General features: G+C 67.4%; 19 protein-coding genes and 1 tRNA gene. 7 read left to right on the top strand and 13 right to left on the bottom strand.

Annotated elements, in window-relative coordinates; genetic code table 11:
* Positions 1-40 precede the first annotated feature (40 nt).
* Complete coding sequence (locus AC3ISA_RS13740) at positions 41-1,348, top strand: diguanylate cyclase domain-containing protein (RefSeq protein WP_489180116.1); 1,308 nt, start codon at positions 41-43, stop codon at positions 1,346-1,348.
* 4 nt (positions 1,349-1,352) lie between these two features.
* On the opposite strand, the gene mfd is transcribed toward AC3ISA_RS13740, so the two are convergent.
* Together mfd and AC3ISA_RS13730 are read right to left on the bottom strand one after the other, a co-directional pair.
* A complete protein-coding gene (gene mfd, locus AC3ISA_RS13735; protein WP_489178301.1) occupies positions 1,353-4,802 on the bottom strand; it encodes a transcription-repair coupling factor in 3,450 nt (1,149 codons plus the stop codon).
* On the bottom strand, positions 4,802-5,095 hold the full coding sequence (locus tag AC3ISA_RS13730; protein ID WP_372691887.1) for an FAD assembly factor SdhE: 294 nt from the start codon (positions 5,093-5,095) through the stop codon (positions 4,802-4,804). Before AC3ISA_RS13730 ends, mfd begins: the two co-directional genes overlap by 1 nt.
* A gap of 189 nt (positions 5,096-5,284) precedes the next feature.
* Here AC3ISA_RS13730 and recG point away from each other — a divergent pair, with 189 nt between their 5' ends.
* Both recG and AC3ISA_RS13720 read left to right on the top strand, forming a co-directional pair.
* Positions 5,285-7,372, top strand: coding sequence for an ATP-dependent DNA helicase RecG (gene recG / locus AC3ISA_RS13725; RefSeq protein WP_489178300.1), 2,088 nt, complete (start codon positions 5,285-5,287; stop codon positions 7,370-7,372).
* An 89-nt stretch (positions 7,373-7,461) separates the two neighbouring features.
* Complete coding sequence (locus AC3ISA_RS13720) at positions 7,462-9,075, top strand: NAD(P)/FAD-dependent oxidoreductase (protein WP_489178299.1); 1,614 nt, start codon at positions 7,462-7,464, stop codon at positions 9,073-9,075.
* A 51-nt stretch (positions 9,076-9,126) separates the two neighbouring features.
* On the opposite strand, the gene AC3ISA_RS13715 is transcribed toward AC3ISA_RS13720, so the two are convergent.
* Genes AC3ISA_RS13715 through AC3ISA_RS13695 form a run of 5 tightly spaced genes read right to left on the bottom strand, consistent with a single transcriptional unit; the run spans position 9,127 to position 13,219 of the window.
* The gene (locus AC3ISA_RS13715) at positions 9,127-9,921 is read right to left on the bottom strand and encodes an MBL fold metallo-hydrolase (RefSeq protein ID WP_489178298.1); all 795 of its coding nucleotides are present in this window, start codon (positions 9,919-9,921) and stop codon (positions 9,127-9,129) included.
* A complete protein-coding gene (locus AC3ISA_RS13710; protein WP_489178297.1) occupies positions 9,918-10,700 on the bottom strand; it encodes a TatD family hydrolase in 783 nt (260 codons plus the stop codon). Before AC3ISA_RS13710 ends, AC3ISA_RS13715 begins: the two co-directional genes overlap by 4 nt.
* Positions 10,700-11,692: a DNA polymerase III subunit delta' gene (locus AC3ISA_RS13705; protein ID WP_489178296.1), complete on the bottom strand. Its 993-nt coding sequence runs from the start codon at positions 11,690-11,692 to the stop codon at positions 10,700-10,702. Before AC3ISA_RS13705 ends, AC3ISA_RS13710 begins: the two co-directional genes overlap by 1 nt.
* A complete protein-coding gene (gene tmk, locus AC3ISA_RS13700; protein ID WP_489178295.1) occupies positions 11,689-12,321 on the bottom strand; it encodes a dTMP kinase in 633 nt (210 codons plus the stop codon). The genes AC3ISA_RS13705 and tmk overlap by 4 nt, the downstream gene beginning before the upstream one ends.
* Before the next feature lie 49 nt (positions 12,322-12,370).
* Positions 12,371-13,219 (bottom strand): septal ring lytic transglycosylase RlpA family protein, encoded by an 849-nt coding sequence (locus tag AC3ISA_RS13695; protein WP_489178294.1) that lies wholly within the window; start codon positions 13,217-13,219, stop codon positions 12,371-12,373.
* Positions 13,220-13,325: 106 nt separating this feature from the next.
* Here AC3ISA_RS13695 and AC3ISA_RS13690 point away from each other — a divergent pair.
* The 4 genes from AC3ISA_RS13690 (at position 13,326) to AC3ISA_RS13675 (ending at position 15,916) form a co-directional block, all read left to right on the top strand.
* Positions 13,326-13,415, top strand: a tRNA-Ser gene (locus AC3ISA_RS13690).
* 111 nt (positions 13,416-13,526) lie between these two features.
* On the top strand, positions 13,527-13,766 hold the full coding sequence (locus AC3ISA_RS13685) for a hypothetical protein (RefSeq protein WP_489178293.1): 240 nt from the start codon (positions 13,527-13,529) through the stop codon (positions 13,764-13,766).
* Between the two features lie 62 nt (positions 13,767-13,828).
* Entirely contained in the window at positions 13,829-14,476 is a 648-nt protein-coding gene (locus tag AC3ISA_RS13680) for an HNH endonuclease (RefSeq protein WP_489178292.1), read from the top strand.
* Between the two features lie 120 nt (positions 14,477-14,596).
* Positions 14,597-15,916, top strand: coding sequence for an Hsp70 family protein (locus AC3ISA_RS13675; RefSeq protein ID WP_489178291.1), 1,320 nt, complete (start codon positions 14,597-14,599; stop codon positions 15,914-15,916).
* Positions 15,917-15,924: 8 nt separating this feature from the next.
* Here the strand turns inward: AC3ISA_RS13675 and AC3ISA_RS13670 are convergent, their stop codons facing one another.
* The 6 genes from AC3ISA_RS13670 to mreC all read right to left on the bottom strand — a co-directional run bounded on the left by AC3ISA_RS13670 (position 15,925) and on the right by mreC (position 23,196).
* On the bottom strand, positions 15,925-17,043 hold the full coding sequence (locus AC3ISA_RS13670; protein WP_489178290.1) for an acyl-CoA dehydrogenase family protein: 1,119 nt from the start codon (positions 17,041-17,043) through the stop codon (positions 15,925-15,927).
* Positions 17,044-17,047: 4 nt separating this feature from the next.
* A complete protein-coding gene (locus tag AC3ISA_RS13665; protein ID WP_489178289.1) occupies positions 17,048-18,229 on the bottom strand; it encodes an acyl-CoA dehydrogenase family protein in 1,182 nt (393 codons plus the stop codon).
* A 131-nt stretch (positions 18,230-18,360) separates the two neighbouring features.
* Positions 18,361-19,515, bottom strand: coding sequence for a rod shape-determining protein RodA (rodA, locus tag AC3ISA_RS13660; RefSeq protein WP_489178288.1), 1,155 nt, complete (start codon positions 19,513-19,515; stop codon positions 18,361-18,363).
* Positions 19,512-21,542, bottom strand: coding sequence for a penicillin-binding protein 2 (gene mrdA, locus AC3ISA_RS13655; RefSeq protein WP_489178287.1), 2,031 nt, complete (start codon positions 21,540-21,542; stop codon positions 19,512-19,514). Before mrdA ends, rodA begins: the two co-directional genes overlap by 4 nt.
* Positions 21,539-22,057, bottom strand: a complete 519-nt coding sequence (locus AC3ISA_RS13650) for a hypothetical protein (protein WP_489178286.1) — start codon at positions 22,055-22,057, stop codon at positions 21,539-21,541. The genes mrdA and AC3ISA_RS13650 overlap by 4 nt, the downstream gene beginning before the upstream one ends.
* A complete protein-coding gene (gene mreC, locus AC3ISA_RS13645; protein WP_489178285.1) occupies positions 22,054-23,196 on the bottom strand; it encodes a rod shape-determining protein MreC in 1,143 nt (380 codons plus the stop codon). Before mreC ends, AC3ISA_RS13650 begins: the two co-directional genes overlap by 4 nt.
* Positions 23,197-23,270 lie beyond the last annotated feature (74 nt).

The raw sequence follows: 23,270 nt of genomic DNA, 5'->3' as shown, positions 1-23,270 counted from the left end.
GACCGGCTATGGGCGCGGCGACTTACGGAGACGATGGGTTTTGGCTTTCGACGCGCGTGTATTGATCCTGGCGGCTGACGATGGCCGGATCGGGCCGCTCGCTGCGGGTCTGGATGCGTTGGGCTGGCGCACGGTGACGGCGCGCGACGTGGTCTCGGCCGAACTGACGCTTCAGGATTTCCCGCTGGAAGCCGCCGTCATCGACATCGATACGTTCGGCCTGGACGTCGCGATGCGCCTGCGCGCCGCCGCCGAGCCGCGCCGACTGCCGATCATGGTGATCGGCGCCCGCCCCGATTCGATCAAGGGCGCGGACCTGACCATGTCCACGCCGCCCCATCCGGCCCAGGCGGCCTTGCGGCTGGAGCAACTGGGTCGCGCCGCTATCGCCGAGGAAGAGTTCCATCTGCGGGTGACCACCTTCGCGACGCGCGACGTGAAGCTGGACGCCCGTTCTGACGACGACGGCCCGCTGCGGGTGCTGGCCGCCGGCGTTGCGGATCGCCGCTTCCTGGCCCTGTCCAACGCCCTGACCGCTGCGGGCGTCGAGGTCGTCGCCGCCCCCACCCCCTACACGGCCTTCGACTATCTGCACGAAAGCCCGTTCGACGCCGCCGTGCTGTGGGGCGCCGAGGATCATGCGCCGGCCCTGTCCATCGCGGCGGGCATGAAGCGCAACACCCGTCTCTATCACATCCCGCTGATGCTCTATCTGCGCGGCAAGAACGAGATCAGCCTGTCGGAGCTGTTCAACCGCGGCTTCGCCGATGTCGCCTCTGCCGACACGCCGGAGGGCGAGACAGCCGAACGCATCCTGGCCCTGGCCGGCGCCCACCGCACCCACCTGGGCATCCGCAAGACGCTGGATTCGGTGCGCAGCCTGGAGCTGATGGACCCCGCGACGGGCCTGTTCACCCCCGAACTGTTCGCCAGCCATCTGGGCCGCGTCGCCGAGGCGTCGCGCGCCCGCAAACGCCCACTGTCCGTCTGCGTGCTGCGCGTTCGCGAAACCGAATCCGTCACCTGGGCGCGCCAGGGCGGCTGGCTGGATCGCGCCATGCCTCAGATCGGGGCCATGGTCTCGCGTCTGGTCCGCGTCGAGGACACCCCTGCCCGCCTGGCCAAGGAAGTCTTTGCCCTGGCCTTGCCGGCGACCCACGCCGAGCCGGCGCGCCTGGCCGCCGAACGGATCGCCGCCGTCATCGGCTGCACCGCCTTCGACGCCGGCCCCGACCGCTCGCCCTTCGTCGCAGAATTTGATGTCGGCGCCGCCGAGATGCAACCGAACGAAAGCGCCGCCGCCCTCCTGGAACGCGCCTCCGCCGACCTGTTCGAAAAGACGCGCTGAGGGCTTACGCCCCCGCCACCCGGGCCAGGTCGGCCGTGATCCGTTCCGCCACCTTCAGCCGCTCTTCCGCCGTCGGCCAGTCGCCCGACACCACGATCTTCTGATCCGGCCGGATTTTCCAGAACGCCTGGTTCTTCTGGATCAGTCCGATCAGACCCGCCGGATTCGGGAAGCTGTTGTCGCGCAGGGTCAGCACCGCGCCGCGCGGCCCGATGTCGATCTTCTCGATACAGGCCCGGCGGCAGTTGGACTTGATGCCGACGATCTTCAGAAGTTGCTGCGCCTCGTCCGGCAGTGGCCCGAACCGGTCGATCAGTTCGGCGGCCAGGGCTTCGCGATCCTCGGCCTGTTCGGCGTCGGACAGACGGCGATACAGGCTGAGACGAACGTTCAGGTCCGGTACGTATTCTTCTGGAATCAATACGGAAGCGCCGACATTGATCGACGGCGACCAGCCGCGATCCACGGTCAGCCCCTCGCCCTTCTCGCGCAGCTCGGCGACCGCATCCTCCAGCATCTGCTGGTACAGTTCGACGCCCACCTCACGGATATGGCCCGACTGTTCGTCGCCCAGCAGATTGCCTCCGCCACGCTGGTCCAGGTCGTGGCTGGCCAGCTGGAAGCCGGCGCCCAGATTGTCCAGTGACTGCAGCACCTGCAGCCGCCGCTCGGCCGAAAGGGTCATCGGCTTGACCGCATCGGTCGTCAGATAGGCGAAGGCCCGCGCCTTGGACCGGCCGACCCGACCCCGGATCTGATACAGCTGCGCCAGGCCGAACATGTCGGCGCGGTGCACGACCAAGGTGTTGGCGGTCGGGATGTCCAGCCCGCTCTCGACGATGGTGGTCGAGACCAGCACATCGTATTCCCCGTCGTAGAAGGCGCTCATCACCTCCTCCAACTGGGTGGGTGCCATCTGGCCGTGGCCGACCACGAACTTAATCTCGGGAACCTGCTCGCGCAGGAACTTCTCGATGGCCGGCAGGTCCTTCAGGCGCGGCGCGACATAATAGGCCTGACCCCCGCGATATTTCTCGCGCAACAAGGCCTCGCGCACCAGCACTGGATCCCACGGCGTCACATAGGTCCGCACCGCCAGACGATCGACCGGCGGTGTGGCGATGATCGACATCTCGCGAATGCCCGACAGCGCCATCTGCAGGGTGCGCGGGATCGGCGTGGCGGTCAGGGTCAGCAGATGCACGTCGGCGCGCAGCGACTTGAGCTTCTCCTTGTGCTTGACGCCAAAGTGCTGCTCCTCGTCGACGATGACCAGACCCAGGTCGCGGAAGCCGACCTGTTCGGACAGCACCGCATGGGTGCCGACGACGATCTCGACCGAGCCGTCCTTCAGGCCCGCCCGCGTCTCCGCCGCCTCCTTGGCGCCCACCATTCGCGAAAGTTGCCGCACCTTGACCGGCCAGCCGGCGAAGCGTTCGGTGAAGGTCTTGTAGTGCTGGCGCGCTAGCAGAGTCGTCGGCGCCACGATGGCGACCTGCTGCCCCGTCATCGCCACAACGAAGGCGGCCCGAAGCGCGACCTCGGTCTTGCCGAAACCGACGTCGCCGCAGATCAGGCGATCCATCGGCGTGCCCTTGCCCAGGTCCTCCAGCACGTCGCCGATGGCGTTCAACTGGTCGTCCGTCTCCTCGTAGGGGAAGCGGGCGCAGAACTCGGCGAACAGGCCCGATGGCGGCGTGATCGCATCCGTCTCGCGCAGCGCCCGCTTGGCCGCCAGGGCGATCAGCCCCTCGGCCATCGCCCGCAGACGTTCCTTGGCCTTGGACTTGCGGGCCTGCCATCCGGCGCCGCCCAGCCGATCCAGCTGCGCCCCCTCGGAATCCGATCCGTAACGGGTCAGAAGATCAATATTTTCAACCGGCAGATAGAGTTTGCTCTCACCGGCGTACAACAGCTCCAGGCAGTCGTGCGGCGCCTGCTGGATGTCCAGCGTCTTCAGCCCCTCATAACGCCCGATGCCGTGATCCAGGTGCACCACCAGATCGCCAGTCGTCAGGGCCGAGGCCTCCGCCAGGAAGTTCGACGCCCGCCGCTTCTTTCTCGGCCGCGCCAGACGATCGCCCAGGATGTCGGTCTCTGAGATGACCGCGACCTCTTCCGTCGCAAAACCATGCTCGACCGGCAAGACGCCGCGCAGATAAATGTCCTTCGGCGCCGCCTGCACGTCGGCCCAGTCGCGCACGGCGACGATGTGATCCAGGCCGTGATCCGCCAGCATGGTCGCCAGACGTTCCGACGAGCCTTCGGTCCATGAGGCGAACAGCACCCGTTTGCCGTCGGCCTTCAGCGCCTGGGCATAGGCCGCCACCGCCTCGAACAGATTGACGCTGTCCTGCGCCCGCTCGGCGGCAAAGGTCCGGCCCAGCCGGCCGCCCGCATCCTCGCCTCCGCTGGAAAACGGCGTGAACCGACGCACGGCGCGACCCGCCAGCGCCTGGTTCCAGTCGCCGGCGTCCAGATAGAGCGACCGGGGCGCCAAGGCGCGGTTTGAACTAGCGGCGCCCTTGGTCTTGGCGGCTTCCACACGTCCGTCATAGGCGTCGGCGATCAGGTCCCACCGCTCGGCCCGCGCGCTCTCCGCCTGATTATCCAGGAAGATCTGCGCCTGGTCTGGCAGGTAGTCAAACAGCGAATCCAGGCTCTCGTAGAACAGCGGCAGCCACTGCTCCATGCCCTGACGCCGCGCGCCCTCGCTGATCGTCGCATACAGCGGGTCGTCGCCAGGCGCCCCGAACAGATTCAGATAGCCGGTGCGGAAGCGCGAGATCGCCGCCGCATCCAGCAGGGCTTCGGAAACGGGCGCCAGCGACACCGCCGTCATCTGGCCGGTCGAGCGCTGGGTCTCGGGATCGAAGGTGCGGATCGATTCCAGTTCGGAGCCGAACATGTCCAGTCGCACCGGTTCCTCGAAGCCCGGCGGATAGACATCGACCACCCCGCCGCGCACCGCGAACTCGCCGCGCTCCGAAACGGTCGAGGCCCGGACATAGCCGTTGGCGGCGAAATACCGCTCCAGCGCCTGGATATCGAGGTCGCGCCCGACCTTGGTCTCGAACCCCGCCTGTGTCGTCACCGACTTCGGCGGTGTGCGCTGCATGGCCGCGGACACCGTCGTCACCACCAAAACCGGCGCATCGTCGGGCTTGCGCAGCGCAAGCCTTGTCAGCGTCGCCATCCGCTGCGCCGCGATCCCCGCCGTGGGGCTCAGCCGGTCATAGGGCAGACAATCCCAGGCCGGATATTCCAGCACTTCAATATCTTGCGAGAAGAAGCGGAACGCCTGAACGAAGCCGCCCGACCGCTGATAATCTCGCGCCACGAAAACGCCGACCCCGCCGCCGGCCTTGATGCGTTCGGCGACGACCAGGGCGTCCAACCCCTCGGGCGCCCCGCCCAGATCGGCGTCGGTCCGATGTACTACTTTCGCGTCCATCAGCCGATGCCCTTGCCGACTTCGGCCGCCACATGGGCGCGCATGAAGGCGCGAACCTTGGCCATCACCGGGGTCTCGAACTCGGGCGGCGTCGGATCACGTTCGATGATCCAGCCGTAGAGCCACTGATCCTCCTCATCGATCAGCAGTTCGAACTGGTCCAGCTCCGCATCCGTCAGCGTCGGCGCCACCTGATCCGAGAACGGGCCCAGCACCATATCGGCCTCGCGGAAGCCCCGCCGCCAGGCGCGGAACTGGATGCGGCCCAGCCGCTGCTTGCGTTCATGGGTCATTTCGCCGCCACTTTCGTTTTGGGGACGCGCGTCGATTTCGGCCACAAGAATCCTTGCCCGGCAAAGTTGAAGGACGCTCAAGCAGCGAGCCACCGCGTGGCGAGCGTTAGCGTCCTCGAATGGAAGAAGCGCAAATAGCGTTCCTGAGGCCACTTCGCCAGCCGTCATGGTCACGCTATGTTCCCGGCGATGCGTCCGCAGATTCTCTTTCCCCTGTTCGCCGAGGTCTCCACCCTGAAAGGCGTGGGGCCCCGTGTCCTGCCTCTGGTGCAGAAGGTGGCGGGTCCTTTGGTGCGCGATCTGGTCTTCCTCAGCCCGTCCGGCGTCATCGTGCGCCGCGCCGCCGAGGCCGCCACCGCCTTCGATGGCGAGGTCGGCATCTTCACCGTGACCATCGACCGCCTGTTCCCGCCCAGCCGCCCCGGCGCCCCGCTCAAGGTCCGCGCCAGCGACCCGACCGGCTTTGTTCACCTAGTCTGGTTCGGCGGCTCGCCCCAGCATATCGACCGCCTGCTGCCGCGCGGCGAGACGCGGCTGGTCTCGGGCAAGGTCGAACGCTTCAACGGCGAGGTCCAGATCGTCCACCCGGACATCGTCACACTGGACAAGGCGGCCGACATCCCCGCCTCCGAACCCGTCTATCCGGCGACGCAGGGCTTGACGTCACGCCAGCTGCGCAAACTGGTCTCGGCCGCCCTGCCCGCTGCCGCCGACCTGCCGGAATGGCAGGACGCCGCCTGGCTGAAGAAGCAGGACTGGCTGTCCTGGCGCGCCGCCCTCGACGCCCTGCATGCGCCGACAGGCGAGATCGACCTGTCGTCCGATGCGCCCGCCCGCCAGCGCCTGGCCTATGACGAGTTCCTCGCCCACCAACTGGCCCTGGCCCGCCGTCGCCGCGCCCGTGAGATCAAGCCCGCGCCCGTCATTGCGGTTGGAGCCGCCTCCGAGCACCTGCTCCAGACCCTGCCCTTCACCCTGACCAACGCCCAGGACCAGGCCGTCGCCGAAATCCGTCGCGACCTGGCTTCGGGCCAGCAGATGGGCCGATTGCTCCAAGGCGATGTCGGCTCGGGCAAGACCGCCGTCGCCGCCCTGGCCCTGGCCGACGCGGCCTCCAGCGGTTTTCAGTCCGCCCTGATGGCCCCGACCGAGATCCTGGCCCGTCAGCATTTCGAAAAGCTCGGCCCCCTGCTGGAGGCGGCCGGCGTCACCGCCGTCCTGCTGACCGGCCGCGACACCAACGGCCAGCGCCGCGAGAAACTGGCCGCGCTGGCTTCAGGCCAAGCCCAGGTCGCCATCGGCACCCACGCCCTGTTCCAGGACGCCGTCCGCTTCGACCGCCTGGCCCTCGCCGTCATCGACGAACAGCACCGGTTCGGCGTCAACGAACGCCAGCGGCTTCAGGCCAAGGGCGACCCTCGCATCGGCGCCGTCCACCTGCTGACCATGTCGGCCACCCCCATCCCCCGCACGCTGGAGCTGACCCAGTACGGCGAACTGGAGGTCAGCCGCCTTTTGGAAAAACCGCCCGGCCGCACCCCCGTCACGACCGCAGTGGTTCCCCTGGTCCGCATCGGAGAGGTCGCCGCCCGGCTCAAGACCGCCATCGACGCCGGCGCCCAGGCCTACTGGATCTGCCCGCTGGTGGAGGAGTCCGAAGCCGTCGACCTGGCCGCCGCCGTCGACCGCGCCGATGATCTGCGCCGCCTGCTGGGCGTCGAGATCGGCCTGGCCCACGGCCAGATGCCCGGCGCCGAGCGCGAAACCGTCATGGCCGACTTCGCCGACGGCCGCATTCCCCTGCTGGTCGCCACCACGGTGGTGGAGGTCGGTGTCGATGTGCCCAACGCCTCGATCATGGTCATCGAACACGCCGACCGCTTCGGCCTCGCCCAGTTGCACCAGCTACGCGGCCGCGTCGGCCGGGGCTCGAAGGCCAGTTCCTGCATCCTGCTTTACGGCGGCCAGGACGGCGCCCTCGGTGAAACCGCGAAAGAACGGCTGGAAACCCTGCGCCGCACCGAGGACGGTTTCGAGATCGCCGAGGAAGACTTCCGCCTGCGGGGCGGCGGCGACCCCCTGGGCCTGAAACAGAGCGGCTTCCCCGCCTATCGTTTCGCCGACCCGATCCGCCACAGATCCTTGATGCTGGTCGCCGCCGACGACGCCCGCCTGATCATGAACCGCGACCCCGACCTGACCTCCGAACGCGGCCAGGCGTTGCAGGTGCTGGAGGAGCTGTTCGACTGGAAGGGGCACAAGTCGGGGTCGGACTGAGCGGGCGGCCTCGCCCACTCCCACGCCCGCGCCGTCATCCTGAGCCTTGTGCCTAGGATCAAAACACACGAGCGGCTAGAACGGCCCGGATGTTGCGCCTGTCAGAACTTAAGCTGCCCCTCGACCACCCGCCGGAGGCCTTGCCCGCCGCGATCGCCGCCCGCTTGGGCGTGCCGCCGCAAGATCTTGTGTCCTGGTCGATATGGAAGCGGGCGCACGATGCCCGCAGGAAATCTGCGATTCTGAAAGTCTACATCCTCGACGTCGAGGTGAGGGATGAATCGGCGGTGCTGGCCCGCCTTGCGGACGACGTGCACGTGGCGCCGACGCCAGACGTCGCCTATCGCCCGGTCGCTGTTGCGCCCAAGACCGGGCGCCTTCGGCCGGTCGTAATCGGGGCCGGGCCGTGCGGCTTGTTCGCCGGGCTGATCCTGGCCGAGATGGGCTTCAAGCCGATCATCCTCGACCGCGGCAAGGTGGTCCGTGAGAGAACCAAGGACACCTGGGAGCTGTGGCGCAAGGGAAAGCTGCACCCGGAGTCCAACGTCCAGTATGGCGAGGGCGGTGCGGGCACCTTCTCCGACGGCAAGCTGTACAGCCAGATCAAGGATCCGCGCTTCCTGGCCCGCAAGGTGCTGACCGAGTTCGTCGCGGCCGGCGCGCCGGAGGAAATCCTTACCGACGCCCACCCGCACATCGGCACCTTCCGCCTGGTGACCATGGTCGAGGCCATCCGCGAGAAGATCGAGGCCCTGGGCGGCGAGTACCGGTTCGAGCACCGGGTCACGGACATCGATCTCGACAAGGGCGCCATCCGGGGCGTGCGCCTGCACACCGGCGAGACGCTGGAGGCCGATCACGTGGTCTTCGCCATCGGCCATTCGTCGCGCGACACCTTCCGGACTCTCTACGAGCGCGGCGTCCATATCGAGGCCAAGCCGTTCTCGATCGGCTTCCGCATCGAGCATCCGCAGTCGTGGATCGATCGGGCGATGTTCGGTCCTTGCGCCGGCCACCCCGATCTGGGCGCGGCGGCCTACACGCTTTCGCACCATTGCAGCAACGGTCGCGCCGTCTACAGCTTCTGCATGTGCCCGGGCGGCACCGTGGTCGCGGCCACCAGCGAACCCGGCCGCGTCGTGACCAATGGCATGAGCCAATATTCGCGCAACGAGCGGAACGCCAACTCCGGCTTCGTGGTCGGCATCTCGCCCGAAGACTACGGGAGCGACCACCCGCTGGCGGGCATCGAACTGCAACGGGAGCTGGAGACCCGCGCCTACGCGGCCGGCGGCGGGGACTATTTCGCGCCGGGCCAGCTGGTCGGCGACTTCCTGGCGGACCGCGCCTCGACCGCGCTGGGGGAGGTTGTTCCCAGCTACAAACCGGGCGTGCGCCCAACCGACCTCGCGCCGCTGATGCCCGACTATGTGATCGCCGCAATGCGCGAGGCCCTGCCCGTCTTCGGCCGCAAGATCGCCCGTTACGACGACGCCCAGGCGGTTCTGACGGGCGTCGAAACCCGGAGTTCATCCCCGATCCGAATGACCCGCGGCGCCGACTTTCAGAGCCTGAACGTACGCGGCCTGTTCCCTGCCGGCGAAGGCGCCGGCTATGCTGGCGGCATCCTGTCGGCCGCCGTTGACGGCATCAAGGTGGCCGAAGCCGTCGCCCGGTCGATGGTCGCGAAGGTGGCGGCGTAGACAAGAGGTGGCGCATAGGCTGCGCTGTCCGCCCCGCCAAACCTGCCAGCCTCAGCCGATCATGCGGCTCCAGCCGTCGAACCCGACCTCGACGTTGGCGGGAATAATCGCCGACAGTTCGTTGTAATCCATGTCGATATGCAGGTTCGTCAGCACCGCCCGTTCCACATCTGCGGCGGCGATCCACTCCAGCGCCCGGTCCAGATGCGCATGGGTCGGGTGCGGCGCGTAACGCAGGGCGTCCACGATCCAGATCTTGCACCCGGCCACAGCCGCCAGCGCCGCCTCGTCCAGATCGGATACGTCGCTGGAATAGGCCATGTCGCCCAGCCGATACCCGACCGACCGGATCGGCCCATGCGCCTGATCGAAGGTCGTGACCGGGATCGCACCGCCCGCTCCCTCGACCAACCAGGCCGTCCCGTGGGCCGGAATGATCCGCCCGTCCAGCAACGGCGGATAGCTGAACTTGCTCTCGAAGATATAGTCGAACCGATGCGTCAGCGATCGATGCGTCGCCTCATCCATCCACGCCGAAATTCGCTTCCTCGACCGCGCGGCGAATGTCCTCAGATCGTCGATCCCATGGGTCTGATCGGCGTGATCGTGGGTATAGAGGACGGCATCCACATGCTTCGTGCCGCTGGCCAGCATCTGTTCACGCAGGTCCGGCGAGGTGTCGATCAGGACGTTGGTCACACCTTCCGGCCCGGCCTTGCGCGCCAACATTGAACAGCGCGTCCGCCGGTTCTTCGGTTCGGCCGGATCGCACGCGCCCCAGTCGCCGTCGCCCCGCGGCACCCCGCCCGACGATCCGCTGCCCAGGATGACGACCTCGAAGCTCATGCGGGTCTGGGTATCCGGTCAAAAAGGCCGAAGAAGGCCTCTGTCGTGATCCGGTCCGCCTCCTCGGCGCTCCAGCCCCGGATCTCGGCCAGCTTGTCCAGCACATGGCCGACATAGGCTGGCTCGTTGCGTCGCCCACGGTGCGGGATGGGCGCCAGATAGGGGCAGTCGGTCTCGACGATGATCCGGTCCGCCGGCATGTCGCGGATCACCGCCCGCACATCCTCGGCCGCCTTGAAGGTGGCGATGCCCGAAACCGAGAACCATGCCCCCATTTCCGCAGCGATCTTAGCCAGTTCCGCCCTGCTGGTGTAGCAGTGCATCAACATCTTGAACGGCCCGGCGGCGTATTCCTCGCGCAGGATGTCGGCCATGACCTCGTCCGCCTCGCGGGTGTGGATCACCAACGGCAGGCCCGTCTCGCGCGCCGCCGCCACATGCTGACGGAACACAGCCGCCTGAACCTTGCGCGGGCTGAAGTCGTAGTGAAAGTCCAGGCCGCATTCGCCGATCCCGACCACCTTTGGCCGTTGCGCCAGCTCGATCAGGGTCGCCGCCGTCAGGCCCGCCGCGTCCTTGGCCTCGTGCGGATGGACCCCGACCGTGCACCAGATGTCGTCGTGCGCCATTGCCAGACCATGAGTGGCCTCGAAGGTGGTCAGCTTGTCGGAGATCTCGACCATCAGGCCGACCCCGGCCTCGCGCGCCCGGGCGATGACCGCATCACGGTCGTCGTCGAACTGCGGCGCGTGCAGGTTCACATGGCTGTCGATCAGCATCAGCCCATCCGTTCCTGCTGGGCCTGCACCCGCTTCAGGTCCGCCAGCGCCCCGGCCAGCACATCGGCCTTGTCCAGGTTCAGCCCCATCGTCCGTTCCGGCAGCGGCTGCAGCCGTTCCCACAGCTCGGCCCAACGATTTCCGGCGCCCGGCGCGCTCTGTAACGCCCGCATCCGCACCGCCGCAATCAGCCGGTCCATCAGGGTCTCGAACCGCTCCTGCCCCTCCGCGCCCCGGAACTTGTCGGCGATGGCCAGGGCTTCGGCCCGGTCCACGTCCCCCTCGACCCAGCGGCGCGCCAGTTGATCCATCTCGAAGGTCGCGCCCGAGGCCAGGGCCAGGGCCGCGCCCGGCGATCCTCCCGCCATGATCGCCGCATGTTCGGCGTCCTCCGGCTCGGCCCCCGTGCGGTTACGCACCAGGGTCTCCAGCCGATCCGGCGTCCAGATGGGAAAGCTCAGCCGTCGGCACCGGGACCGGATCGTGGCTAGAAGCCGACCCGGCGCATGCGTCACCAAAAATAGCACACCGCGCTCGGGCGGCTCCTCAAGAACCTTCAGCAAGGCATTGGCGGCGTTGATGTTCAGATCGTCTGCGGCGTCGATGATCGCCACCCGATACTGGGCCTGAGACGGACTCTTGGAAAAGAACTCGGGAAGTTCGCGGGATTGATCGACCGAGATCGACTTCTTGGTCTTGCCCCCCTCAACCAACCGCTCCAGCACCAGCAGGTCGGGATGCGACTGGGCCGAGATCAGTCGGCTGACCGAATCGTCGCGCCCGGCGCCCAGCGGCCCGCGCGCCGGATCGGCCGCCGCCCCCAATAACCGCCGCGCCGCGCGATAGGCGAAGGTCGCCTTGCCCGTCCCCTCGACCCCGCACAACAGCCAGGCATGGTGCAGACGGCCCCGCTCCCAGGCGTCCAGAAACGCCGTCTCCGCCGCCGCGTCGGGGATCAGGTCGAACCGGTCGCGGGGATGATCTTCGCTCACAGCAGCCGATCCTGAACCGCCTGCCAGACCCGCGCCTCGACCTCGTCCAGCGATCCCACAGCATCGATCAGCACGCACCGCTGCGGATTGGCCTCGACGATGCGCAGGAAGCCCTCGCGCAGGCGCTGGTGGAACTCCACGCCCTTCGATTCGAACCGCGTCTCGAACAGGCCGCGCCCGAAGGCCCGCTCCAGCCCCACCTCGACCGGCAGGTCGAACACCAGGGTCAGGTCCGGTTGATCGTCCCCGACCACGCCCGCGTCGATCTGTTCGATGAAGCTCTGGGCCACGCCGCCGCCCGCGCCCTGATAGGCCCGACTGCTGTCGGCGAACCGGTCGCATACCACCCAGTCGCCGGCCGCAAGCGCCGGGCGGATCGTCCGCTCCAGATGGTCCGAGCGCGAGGCGTACATCAGCAGGGTCTCGGTCATGGCCGACCACGGCTCGGCGTCCGTGGCCACCACCAGGTTGCGGATCACCTCCGCCCCCTTGGATCCGCCCGGCTCGCGGGTGCGCACCACCTTGCGATCGCCCAGCACGGGCTGCAGCCGCGCGACCAGCCGCCCGACCTGAGTCGACTTGCCGGCGCCCTCGCCGCCTTCGAAGCTTATGAATTGTCCACGGGTCACGCGCCTTCATGGCGCGCGGGCGCCACCCGGCGCAAGCCCGTGCGCGCGATCAGTTGCCGGATATCAACAGGGCGCCCGCGTAACCCCGCGCCACGACAGACTGGCGGGCGGCTTCGGCCGCATTGGCGCTGTCCCACGGCCCCACCACGACGTTGAACCGTCCGCCGTTCAGGTCGGCGCGCACCCAGCCGCTCAGGCTGTCGGCGATTCGCCGGGCCTCGCCCTGATCCGTGAAACTCCCGGCCTGCACCCAATAGGTCGAGACCTCGGCTGCCACAGGCGCGGCCGGCGCGACGGCCACCTGCACAGGGGGGCTCGCTGGCGCACTCACCGGCGCCGAGACGCGCGGCGCGGGCGTCGACGCCCTAAGCAGCGTGCCCCCGCCCTGCTGCGGCGCCCGGCCCAGATAGCGCACCCGCACCCTCCCCACACCCTGCGACAGCATCCCCAGTTCCGTCGCCGCCTCGCGCGACAGGTCGATGATCCGGCTGTCCACGAACGGCCCCCGGTCGTTGATCCGCACCACCAGCCGCCGCCCGTTCTCCAGGTTCGTCACCTCGACCAGACCGGGCAGAGGCAGGGTCTTGTGCGCCGCCGTCAGGGCATGCATGTCGAACCGCTCGCCGGTCGAGGTCGGCCGCCCGTTGAAGGCGTCGCCGTACCAGGACGCCATCCCGACCTCCTCGTAATCCGGCTGTTCCTTGGGCGTGTACCAGCGCCCGCGCACCTGATACGGCCGCATCGTCCCCGACACGATCGGCGCCGGGTCCTTGACCACGGGCAAGCGCTCGACGCCGCGCGATCCGCCGACATCGACGCCGCCCGCCGTCGAACACGCCGCCAGCAGCGAGAACAGCCCCAGGATCAGGGCGCTTCGCACCCACTGTCCAAACGTCATCGAAACGCCTTCGCAAAAAATACGAAAACAGGATGACCGAAGACATTTCCGCTTTGGTTAATGACCCGTTCGCCTGCTATGGCGTCCGCCTCCGCTCCGGCGGCGAGGAAGTGTGGCCGAGTGGTTTAAGGCACTGGTCTTGAAAACCAGCGACGGTGAGAGCCGTCCGTGGGTTCGAATCCCACCGCTTCCGCCAGCCGGTCCTGCGACTAATCCAGCGCCTCGCAATCTGTTCGATCATGGCTGGCGAACACGCACAGGCTGCCATAGGCTCGCCCGCTCAACTCAATATTGAGCGGGGAACGCCGTGCAGAAGCCACCTGAAAAACATATCAAGGACCTGTTCGAGGACAAAGCGCGAGCGGGTGATGGCTCGTTCGCCATAGCGTACGCCGTGCTCGACCTAGCTGATGCCCAAGTCGCCACAGCGCGTGCGCTCAACAAGCTCGGATTGGGTGACGCATCGACCCCGTTTGGCGCACTTGAAGCCTTGGGCATGCAGATCGAGAAAGCCGCCGAGATCATCGCAGCGGGCAGCGCAGACTAGCGTCCACAAGTCAATTCGCGCCGACCACTTCCCGATGTTCTCTCTTTGTGCCATCCAAGGGCATGTCTGAAGCACCGAGCTATCCCGTCGCGGCGTTCGTCACCGACCCTGACACCGGCGAGCGTCTCATAGTTGAGCGTGATGACGCTTACTTGGAACTCATCAACGCATTTTCTGAACGCTACTGCCAGCATCCTGAAAAGCAGACCTTTCGATACAAGGTCGCCAACGGCTCAGTTCAAGTCCGACTCTGCTGCGCGAAATGCGGCCAGGCGTTCGGCCATGCCCTGTCTCAGAAAGACAAGGCGTGGGTCGAATCGCTCCCGTGGTTGGCTGACGATTTGTCGCTTAACTACGAGTCGGACCGACAGACCGAAAAGCGCCTGCTCCTTGTCGATCTGGCTCGGCAACAGCGAGCTGAACGAGGCGAGTTCACTAAGGGCTATACTGAATATCTCGCCTCATCCGAGTGGTCGGCGAAGCGTGCTTTAGTAATGAAGAGGTGCGGTGGAACTTGTGAAGGTTGCGGCACGAAGGCGGCGACTGAAGTTCACCACCACACGTATGAGCATCTGTTTGACGAACTGCTTTTTGAGCTGGCGGGTCTTTGCCATGGCTGCCACGAGCGGATCACGGTCGAACGCAAAGGCCGACGCGATGCCGCCATTCAAGAAAGCATGGCCCGCGAGGATGCTAGGCGAACGACCTAGGATAAGAGCCATTCCCGAAGCGCCTCAATCAGGCTGCAGGATATGGAGTGGTTACTACTTAGCCCTTGCTATTGCCCCATCTGCCGCTAGGAACCCGGCTCCCCTGCCTGGAGCCCTGCCATGACGGCGACGAAACCGATGACGATCGGGATCGATTTCGGCACGACCAATACGGTCGTCGCCCTGACCGATGCGGACGGCCTTGCCCGGCTGGTGACCTTCGACGCGGTCGAGGGCCAGACGACCACCTTCCGCTCGGCGCTCAGCTTCCAGATCCATCAGGGCGTGGACGGCCAGCCGCCCGAGCGCGTGGTCGAGGCCGGTCCCTGGGCCATCGCCGCCTATGTCGAGGACCCGCTGGAGACCCGCTTCATCCAGTCGTTCAAGACCTTCGCCGCCAGCGCCGCCTTCACCGAGACCCGCATCGACAATCGTCGCTATGCGTTCGAGGATCTGCTGGCCGCCTTCCTCTTGCGCCTGCGCCACCATGCGGGCGACGAACTGGCGAACACCCCGCCCGCCGTCATCGTCGGCCGCCCCGTGACTTTCGCGGGCGGCAATCCTGACGAGACCCTGGCCCTGTCGCGCTATCAGACGGCGTTCGAGCGGCTGGGCTTCACCGACATCCGCTATGCGCACGAGCCGGTCGGCGCCGCCTTCTATTTCGCGCGCCAACTGAAGGAGGACGCCACGGTTCTGGTCGCCGACTTCGGCGGCGGCACCAGCGACTTTTCAATTATCCGGTTCGAGCGGACGGAGGACCGCCTGCGTTCGACGCCTCTGGCCCGCTCGGGCGTGGGCGTGGCGGGCGACGCCTTCGACTATCGGATCATCGACCAGCTGGTCTCGCCTGAACTGGGCAAGGGTGGTCTATACAGCTCGGTCGGCAAGCAACTGCCGATCCCGCAACGGTATTATTCCGCCTTCGCCCGCTGGGACCAACTGGCCCTGCTGCGCGCCTCGCGCGACATGCGCGACATCCGATCCCTGGCCCGCACGGCCCTGGAGCCGGAGAAGATCGAGCGTCTGATCGAGGTGCTGGACGACAACCACGGCCATGACCTCTACCGCGCCGTGTCCACGCTGAAAATGGCCCTGTCGGCCGACGAAACCGCCACCTTCCTGTTCCAGGCCGGCGGCGTCCATATCGAAAAGCCGGTCACGCGCTCCGATTTCGAACGCTGGATCGCGCCGGAACTGGCGGCCATCGAGGGCGCGGTGGACGAGGCCATGGCCCGCAGCGGCCTGGGCCCCGACGCTATCGACCGCGTCTTCCTGACCGGCGGCACTTCGTTCGTGCCGGCCGTGCGCGCCATCTTCCAGAGCCGTTTCGGCTTCGAGCGGATCGAGACCGGCGGCGAGTTCGAATCCATCGCCGCCGGCCTGGCCCTGATCGGCCGCGAGCCGGATCTGGACCTGTGGAGCGAAAAGGCGGGTTAGAACCGAACCTAGAACCCCTGCGCCCGCGCCACCCGCTCGGCGTGGAAACCGGCGTCGCCCAGCAGTTCGTTCAGCACCCGCACCCGCTTCATGAACAGGCCGACGTCGAACTCGTCGGTCATGCCGACGCCGCCATGCATCTGGACCGCCTCCTGCACCGCCAGCTCGGCGACGCGCCCCGCCTTGGCCTTGGCGATGGAGGCCGCCACAGACGCATCCTCGCGTCCCTCGTCGATGGCGATCTGGGCGCCGATCGTCGCCGCCCGCGCCAACTCCAGTTCTGAAAACAGGTGCGCAGCCCGGTGCTGCAGCGCCTGGAACTCGCCGATCAGCTTGCCGAACTGTTTGCGGGTCCGCAGGTAGTCCAGCGTCGTCTTGAACGCCTGATCCCCCGCACCCGTCAGGCTGGAAGCGGCACAGGCCCGCCCCAGGCTCAACGCGCCGTCCAGCAGCGCCTCCCCGCCCCCGACCGCACCAATCACCGCGTCTGCATCGACCGCCACGTCGGTCAGCGTAATCCTAGCCGCATTGTGCGCATCCACCATCATCGTACGCTCGACCGCAACACCCGCCGTCGCCGGATCGACCAGGAACAGCGTCGTTCCCTCATCCGCCGTGGCGACCACGATCAGGGCGTCCGCCACATGGCCGTCCAGCACGAAGGCCTTGGCTCCGTTCAGCTTGAAACCGTTGCCCGCCCGCTCGGCCCGCGTCGTGATCCGCGACGGCGCGTGTTTCGCGCCCTCGTCCATCGCCAGTGACAGAATGGCATCGCCCGCCGCGATCTTGGGCAACCAGGCCTGCTGCGCCTGCGACCCGCCCTCGATCAGCACCTTGGCCGACAGGATCGACGACCCAAGATACGGCGACGGCGTCAGGGTGCGCCCCAGGCTCTCGGCGATCACTCCAGCCTCCACGGCGCCCAGCCCCATGCCGCCCAGCGCCTCGGGAATGATGACGCCGGCGAAACCCATCTCGCCAAAGGCGCGCCACAGGTCGCGCGACACGCCGTCGGCGTCGCGTCCGTCCCGCAGCTTGCGCATGTGGGCGATCGGGGCCTGTTCGTTCAGGAAGCCGTCGGCGGCGTCCTGCAACATCGTCTGTTCTTCGGTCAGGATCAGCGGCATCGTCTCACGCTCCCGGCAGTTGCAGCAGGTGTTTGGCGATGATGTTCAGCTGAACTTCACTGGTGCCGCCCTCGATGGAATTGGCCTTGGTCCGCAGCCAGCCGCGCGCAGTCTTGCCGTCGTTCGACCGCTCGCCCTCCCATTCCAGCGCATCGGCCCCGCCCGCCGCCATCAGCAGTTCATGGCGCCGCTTGTTCAGCTCGGACCCATAGTATTTCAGCATGGAGGCGATGGCGGGATGCGCCTGTTTGGCCTTCACCTGATCGCCCACCCTTTCCATCGCCAGGCGGAAGGCGGCGGCGTCGATCTCCAGATCCGCGATCCGGGCGCGCAGCATCGGTTCGTCCAGCCGACCGGCCTCGTCCGCGCCGATGGCGTCCAGCGCCACCTGCCCCACGGGCCGCCCGCCCCCGACCTCGCCCATGGCGCCGATCATCGTCCGCTCATGCGCCAACAGATATTTGGCCACGTCCCAGCCCCGGTTCAGCGTCCCGACCAGGTTCTCCTTCTCCACCCGTACATCGTCGAAGAAGGTCTCGCAGAAGGGCGACTTGCCGCTGATCAAGGTAATCGGCCGCGTCGTCACGCCCGGCGTCTTCATGTCGAACAGCACGAAGCTGATCCCCAGATGTTTGGGCGCATCGGGGTCCGTCCGCACCAGGCAGAAGATCCAGTCGGCCTTGTCGGCATAGGAGGTCCAGATCTTCTGACCGTTGACGATCCAGTGGTCGCCCCGATCCTCGGCGCGCGTCTGGATGGCGGCCAGATCCGACCCCGCGCCCGGTTCGGAATAGCCCTGGCACCAGCGGATCTCGCCGCGCACGATCTCGGGCAGGAACCGTTTCTTTTGCTCCTCGGTCCCGAAGGCCAGAAGCGCCGGACCCAGCATCCAGACGCCGAAACTGGCCAGGGCCGGCTGCGCCTTGATGCGCCGCAGTTCGGAGGCCAGCACCTTGGCCTCCTCGCGGCTCAGCCCGCCCCCGCCGTATTCCGCGGGCCATTCCGGCGCGGTCCAGCCGCGTGCGCCCATCTGCTCCAGCCACAGTTTGTGCGCCGGCGTCTTGAACGTGGCGTCCCGCCCGCCCCAGATCATCTCGTCGTCGGCCATCGGCCCGCGACATTCGGCCGGGCAGTTCGCCTCCAGCCAGGCGCGCGTCTTGGCGCGGAATCGCTCCAGATCGGTCATCCATCGTCTCCCATGGCGTGCGTCGCTGACCGGCCGAAGCCAATGCGAAACATCGTTGAACACGACCTTATCCGGGAAATCCTCGCCTTAGAAAGCGAAACCTGAATGCCGATTACTTAGCTGACGTAACGTCAGATCAGCCCGTGGCCCTTGGGCAGTTCGGCGTAGCGGTGAACCCGCGTCGCCATGACCAGGCCGAACCCGATCATGACGGTCAGCATGACGGTGCCGCCATAGGACAACAACGGCATCGGCACGCCCACCACGGGCGCCAGCCCCATCACCATCGCCCCGTTGATCAGCACATAGAGCGCGAACGTCGCCGTCACCCCCGACGCCGCCAATCGCCCGAAGTGACTGTGCGACAGGGAGGCGATCCTCAGCGAGATCAGGATGATCGCCGCATAGCAGGCCAGCAGGGTGAAGGTGCCCAGGAAGCCGAATTCCTCGGCGAAGGCGGCGAAGATGAAGTCGGTCTGGCGCTCGGGCAGGAATTCCAGCTGGCTCTGGCTGCCCAGGCCGAACCCGCGCCCCAGCGGCCCACCCGATCCCATGGCGATCTTGGACTGCACGATCTGATAGCCCTTGTCCGACATGTCGGCCTCGGGATTCAGGAAGGTCAGGACGCGGTGGCGCTGATAGTCGTGCATGCCGAACATCACATAGGGCGGCACCAGCACAGCAGCGGCGATGATCAGCGGCAGGATGATCCGCCAGCTCAGCCCCGCGACGAACATGATCGCCGCGCCTGTCATGCCGATCAGCATGGCCGACCCCAGGTCCGGCTGGTGCGCCACCAACAGGAACGGCAGGCCGATGATCCCCACCGGGAAGATCAGCTTCCAGTGAAGGCTCGCCTCCTTGGCCGATGCGCCGTGATACCAGCGCGCCAGGGCCAGAACGACGCCGATCTTCATGATCTCGGACGGCTGGATGCGGGTGAACCCCAGGTCCAGCCAGCGCGTCGCCCCCAGGGCGTGATAGCCCAGCGGCGTCTCCACCAAGGCCAGCAGGAACAACGCCATCCCGTAGATGGGATAGGCTAGGGCGAACCAGTAGCGGATGTTGATCATCGACAGCGCCAGCATCAGCGCCAGACACATGCCGAACCGGATCAGGTGCTTCGCCGCCCACGGCGACCACGACCCGCCCGCCACGGAATACAGCATCAGGGCGCCGGTGCCGGACACGACGCACAGCAACGCCGTCAGCCGCCAGTCGATCTGGCCCAGCTTGGTCGAGACGCGTTCGCGCTCGCCGGGCCGTGAAAGCGCCGAGGCGGTCAACGGCCGGGCTCGGACAGATAGGGACGCGGCCCGCTGGTCGCGGAGGGGGCAGGACGCGCAGCCTGAGGCGTCACGACCACGTCCGGCTCGGGCGCTGCGCCCACCACGCCGTCCTCAACAATGGCGGCGCCGGTCGGTTCGGGCGGTAACGGCCGTTCGATCCGCGCACGCATGTCGGGATCCTTCAACAGGACCGTGCGCATCACCTCGCGGGCGCGGGGCGCGCCGGCGGTTGCCCCGCCCTTGCCGCCGTGTTCGACGATGACGGCGACGGCGTATCGCGGCGAATCCACAGGCGCAAAGGCGACGAACAGGTTGTGGTCCTTCAGCGCCCAGATCTCGCTCTTTCGCGACCCGGTGCCATAGTTGCGAACCTGGGCCGTGCCGGTCTTGCCCGCCATCTGGATGTCGCCCAGCCCCAGTTGGCTCTGGCGATAGGCCGTGCCGGAACGGTCGTTGGCCACGGCGATCATGCCCTGGCGCACATATTCGACGTGCGCGGGATCGAACGGCAGGTCCGGCGCCTCGGCGCCGCTGGGCTGCTCGACGCCGCCGATCGACTTGATCAGGCGCGGTTGCAACTGCTTCTTGCCGTTGGCCAGGCGCGAGGTCATGACCGCCAGCTGCAGGGCGTTGACCGTGATCGCCCCCTGCCCGATGGCGACCGACGTCGTCTCGCCCGGATGCCAGACGGGATCGCGCGGGAAGGTCCGCGCCTTCCATTCCGTGGACGGCAACAGGCCCTTGCGCTGGTTGCCCACGCCGATGTCGAACTCGTGCTCGAAGCCCAGGGCCAGGCCAGCCTTGCGGATATTGTCGACGCCCGCGCGGTTGCACATGGCGTAGAAATAGACGTCGCAGGAGTTCTTGATCGCGTTGTGCATGTTCTGGGTGCCATGCCGCCCCCAACAACGCTGCGTCCTGTTGCCGGTCCGATACGAACCCGAGCAGAAGACCGTCAGGTTCGGATCGACGCCCGCCTCTAGCAGGGCCAACGCCGTCGTGGGCTTGAAGGTCGATCCCGGCGGGAAGGTGCCGTTCAGCGTCTTGTCCAGCAGCGGCTTGCGCTCATAGTCCGCCAGCGCGCGATAGGTCTTGGTCGGCACGCCCCCGACGAACAGGTTGGGATCGAACGACGGCGCCGAAACCATGCACAGGATGTCGCCGTTGCGCACGTCCATGACGACACAGGCGCCCGACTCGTCGTCGAACACCTCCAGCGCCCGGTTCTGCACGTCGGCGTCCAGCGTCAGAATCACTTCCTTGCCGGCGACCGCCGGTCGCGACCCGCCAATGTCCTCGGCGACCACGCGCCCGCGCGCATCGACCTCGACCCGGTTGCCGCCCGGCTCGCCGCGCAGCGACAGATCCAGCGCCTTTTCGACGCCCTGCCGGCCGATGCGGAAGCTGGGGTTGAACAGCAGGGCCGGCGGCTGCTCGCCCTTGTCGCGGATCGCCTTGACGTCCCGGTCCGACACCTTGGCCACATAGCCGATGACGTGAGCGAACGACCCGCCGAACGGATAGTACCGCGCCTCGTTCATATCGACCATCACGCCCGGCAGCTCGTTGGCGTACTGATTGACCTTGGCGAACTCCTCCCAGGTCAGGTCGCTCTTGACCGGCACGGGGTTAAACTTGGACGCCGCATTGACGTCGCGGATGATGGCCCGTCGCCGCTCCAGCGTGTCGGGCAGCACCCGCCCCAGCAGGTCCAGCGTCTGGTCCAGATCCTTGGTCTCGTCGCGCACGACCAGCACCCGGAAACTGGGCCGGTTGCCGGCGATCACCACGCCATTGCGATCCTTGATAAGGCCGCGCGGCGGCGGGACCATGCGGAAGTTGAACTGGTTCTGCGACGACAGGGTCGCATATTCCTGAGCCTGCACGACTTGGAGCTGGCCCAACCGCCCGATCAGCGCCGTGATGCCCAGGGCCGTCGCCCCGCCCAGCACGAAAGTGCGCCGCAGGAACGACCCCTGCCGCTCGTTCACGTCCGCGAAGAAGATGGAGGGTTCGCCGCTCATCTGAACCGAATATCCCCGTCGTCGAAACGCTCAAGCATCCAGTTGGCGATCGGAAACAGCAGAAGCGTCGGCACGATCTGGCCGATCAGGGGCAAGATCGCCGGCGCATTGCCCGCACGAACCATGACGATCAAATAGGCCATGGCGAAGGCGCCCAGGGTGCAGGCGGCGTAGGCGAAAAACCGGATCAGGCCTTCGTGGCCCGCCAGCAGATTGCGCGACAGCAGAACCGCGCCATAGACCGCCATCAGGCACAGCGGCCACAAACCCAACGGACCGTTCCAGAACAGGTCGAGAAACAGCCCGACCAGGAACAGCACCGCCGGCGCCGTCATCGACGGCCGGATCAGCGGCCAGGCGAAGGCCAGCACCATGGGAATGACCGGCTCGGGAAGATGCAGGCCGAACAGATGAAACGGCGTCCCCAGCACGACCGTGGCGGCCAGGGTGATCAGCGCCGGATAGACGATCCATTGCAGAGGTCCGACGACGCGGACCGCGACCGGCCGTCTCACGCCGCGCCTCCCGGAGCCGCAGTCGGGGCCGGGGTGGTCGTCGCGACCGGCGCAGGCGGGGGGGTCACGGCCGCCGGTCTCGGCGTGGTCGCTGCCGGGCGTGTCGCGGTCGGCGGTGTTGCGGCAGGCGTCGCGGCCGCTGCGGTCGCAGCGCGCGCCCGTTCGGCCTGGGCCTGCTGGGCCGTCAGGCGACGCGCGGCGGCGTCACGGATGGCCCCGACCTCGGCCGCGTTCGGCTCGGGCGCCGTCGTCAGGCCCGCTAGCGGCGGCGCATTCAGCGCGTCGGGGCTTACCAGTTGGCCGAAGGATTGGAACAACAGCACACGGACATAATCCACCGCACCATGGTCGCTGAACAGTTTGACACGCCAGGCGCCGTCGATGCCCTTCGCCGCCACCCCGACCGGCAGACCGCGCGGCAGACCGCCGCCGTCGCCCGAACTCAGGACGCGGTCGCCCGCCTGGATCGAACCGACGCCGCGAATGAACTCCAGACGGGGGCTGTCGCCGCCGTCGCCTGTCAGCATGGCCCGCGCATCGGTGCGTTCGATCATGACCGGGGTGCGCGACGCCACGTCCGTCAGCAGAACCATCCGGCTGACGCCGCTGGTCACGCCGGAGATGCGCCCGACCAGGCCGTGCTCGCTTATGACCGGATTGCCGATGCGCACGCCCTTGGCCGAGCCGACGTCCAGCAGCTTGGCGCGATTGAACGGCCCGCGGGCGTCGGACACCGCCCGCCCCGTCGCCATGGCGACAGCCGGCTCGGTGCGCAGACCCAGCAGGGCCTCATACCGACCATTGATGTTCTTTTGTGCGATCGCCTCGTCGCGCCAGCCGCGCAGTTCGACGATCTCGGCCTTCAGCCGGCGGTTCTCGCCGATCGCGAAGAAATAGCCGCCGACATAGTCCCTGGCGGCCCCGGCCCAGCGCACCGGCGCGGCGAAGACACCACCCACCGGCCCGGCCGCCGCTTCGAATCCGCCACGCGCGGCGCCCATGCTGGAGCCGCCCTCGGGCGTCGTCCGGTCGCCCAGCAACAGGATGATCGCCCCGATGACAGCCACGACGACGACTACCGCAGCGGTCCACGCCAGCGGCACCTTGATGTTTTCAAAAGGGCCGTCGCGAAACGCCACGGGCGACCTTCCACTCAAAGGGTTGGAATCGGCAGGACGCCCCCTGCCGCTCAGCCTGCCTATCGCAGGATCAA

The sequence above is a fragment of the Brevundimonas sp. KH_058 genome, assembly GCF_057838505.1.
This window is presented reverse-complemented; position numbering and strand designations above follow the sequence as displayed.

What these genes read in the sequence shown, in the direction of transcription:
- mfd (WP_489178301.1), bottom strand. Translation starts at nt 4,802, where the DNA reads ATGGACGCGAAAGTAGTACATCGGACCGACGCCGATCTGGGCGGGGCG.
- AC3ISA_RS13730 (WP_372691887.1), bottom strand. Translation starts at nt 5,095, where the DNA reads ATGACCCATGAACGCAAGCAGCGGCTGGGCCGCATCCAGTTCCGCGCC.
- recG (WP_489178300.1), top strand. Translation starts at nt 5,285, where the DNA reads ATGCGTCCGCAGATTCTCTTTCCCCTGTTCGCCGAGGTCTCCACCCTG.
- AC3ISA_RS13720 (WP_489178299.1), top strand. Translation starts at nt 7,462, where the DNA reads ATGTTGCGCCTGTCAGAACTTAAGCTGCCCCTCGACCACCCGCCGGAG.
- AC3ISA_RS13715 (WP_489178298.1), bottom strand. Translation starts at nt 9,921, where the DNA reads ATGAGCTTCGAGGTCGTCATCCTGGGCAGCGGATCGTCGGGCGGGGTG.
- AC3ISA_RS13710 (WP_489178297.1), bottom strand. Translation starts at nt 10,700, where the DNA reads ATGCTGATCGACAGCCATGTGAACCTGCACGCGCCGCAGTTCGACGAC.
- AC3ISA_RS13695 (WP_489178294.1), bottom strand. Translation starts at nt 13,219, where the DNA reads ATGACGTTTGGACAGTGGGTGCGAAGCGCCCTGATCCTGGGGCTGTTC.
- AC3ISA_RS13680 (WP_489178292.1), top strand. Translation starts at nt 13,829, where the DNA reads ATGTCTGAAGCACCGAGCTATCCCGTCGCGGCGTTCGTCACCGACCCT.
- AC3ISA_RS13675 (WP_489178291.1), top strand. Translation starts at nt 14,597, where the DNA reads ATGACGGCGACGAAACCGATGACGATCGGGATCGATTTCGGCACGACC.
- AC3ISA_RS13670 (WP_489178290.1), bottom strand. Translation starts at nt 17,043, where the DNA reads ATGCCGCTGATCCTGACCGAAGAACAGACGATGTTGCAGGACGCCGCC.
- AC3ISA_RS13665 (WP_489178289.1), bottom strand. Translation starts at nt 18,229, where the DNA reads ATGACCGATCTGGAGCGATTCCGCGCCAAGACGCGCGCCTGGCTGGAG.
- mrdA (WP_489178287.1), bottom strand. Translation starts at nt 21,542, where the DNA reads ATGAGCGGCGAACCCTCCATCTTCTTCGCGGACGTGAACGAGCGGCAG.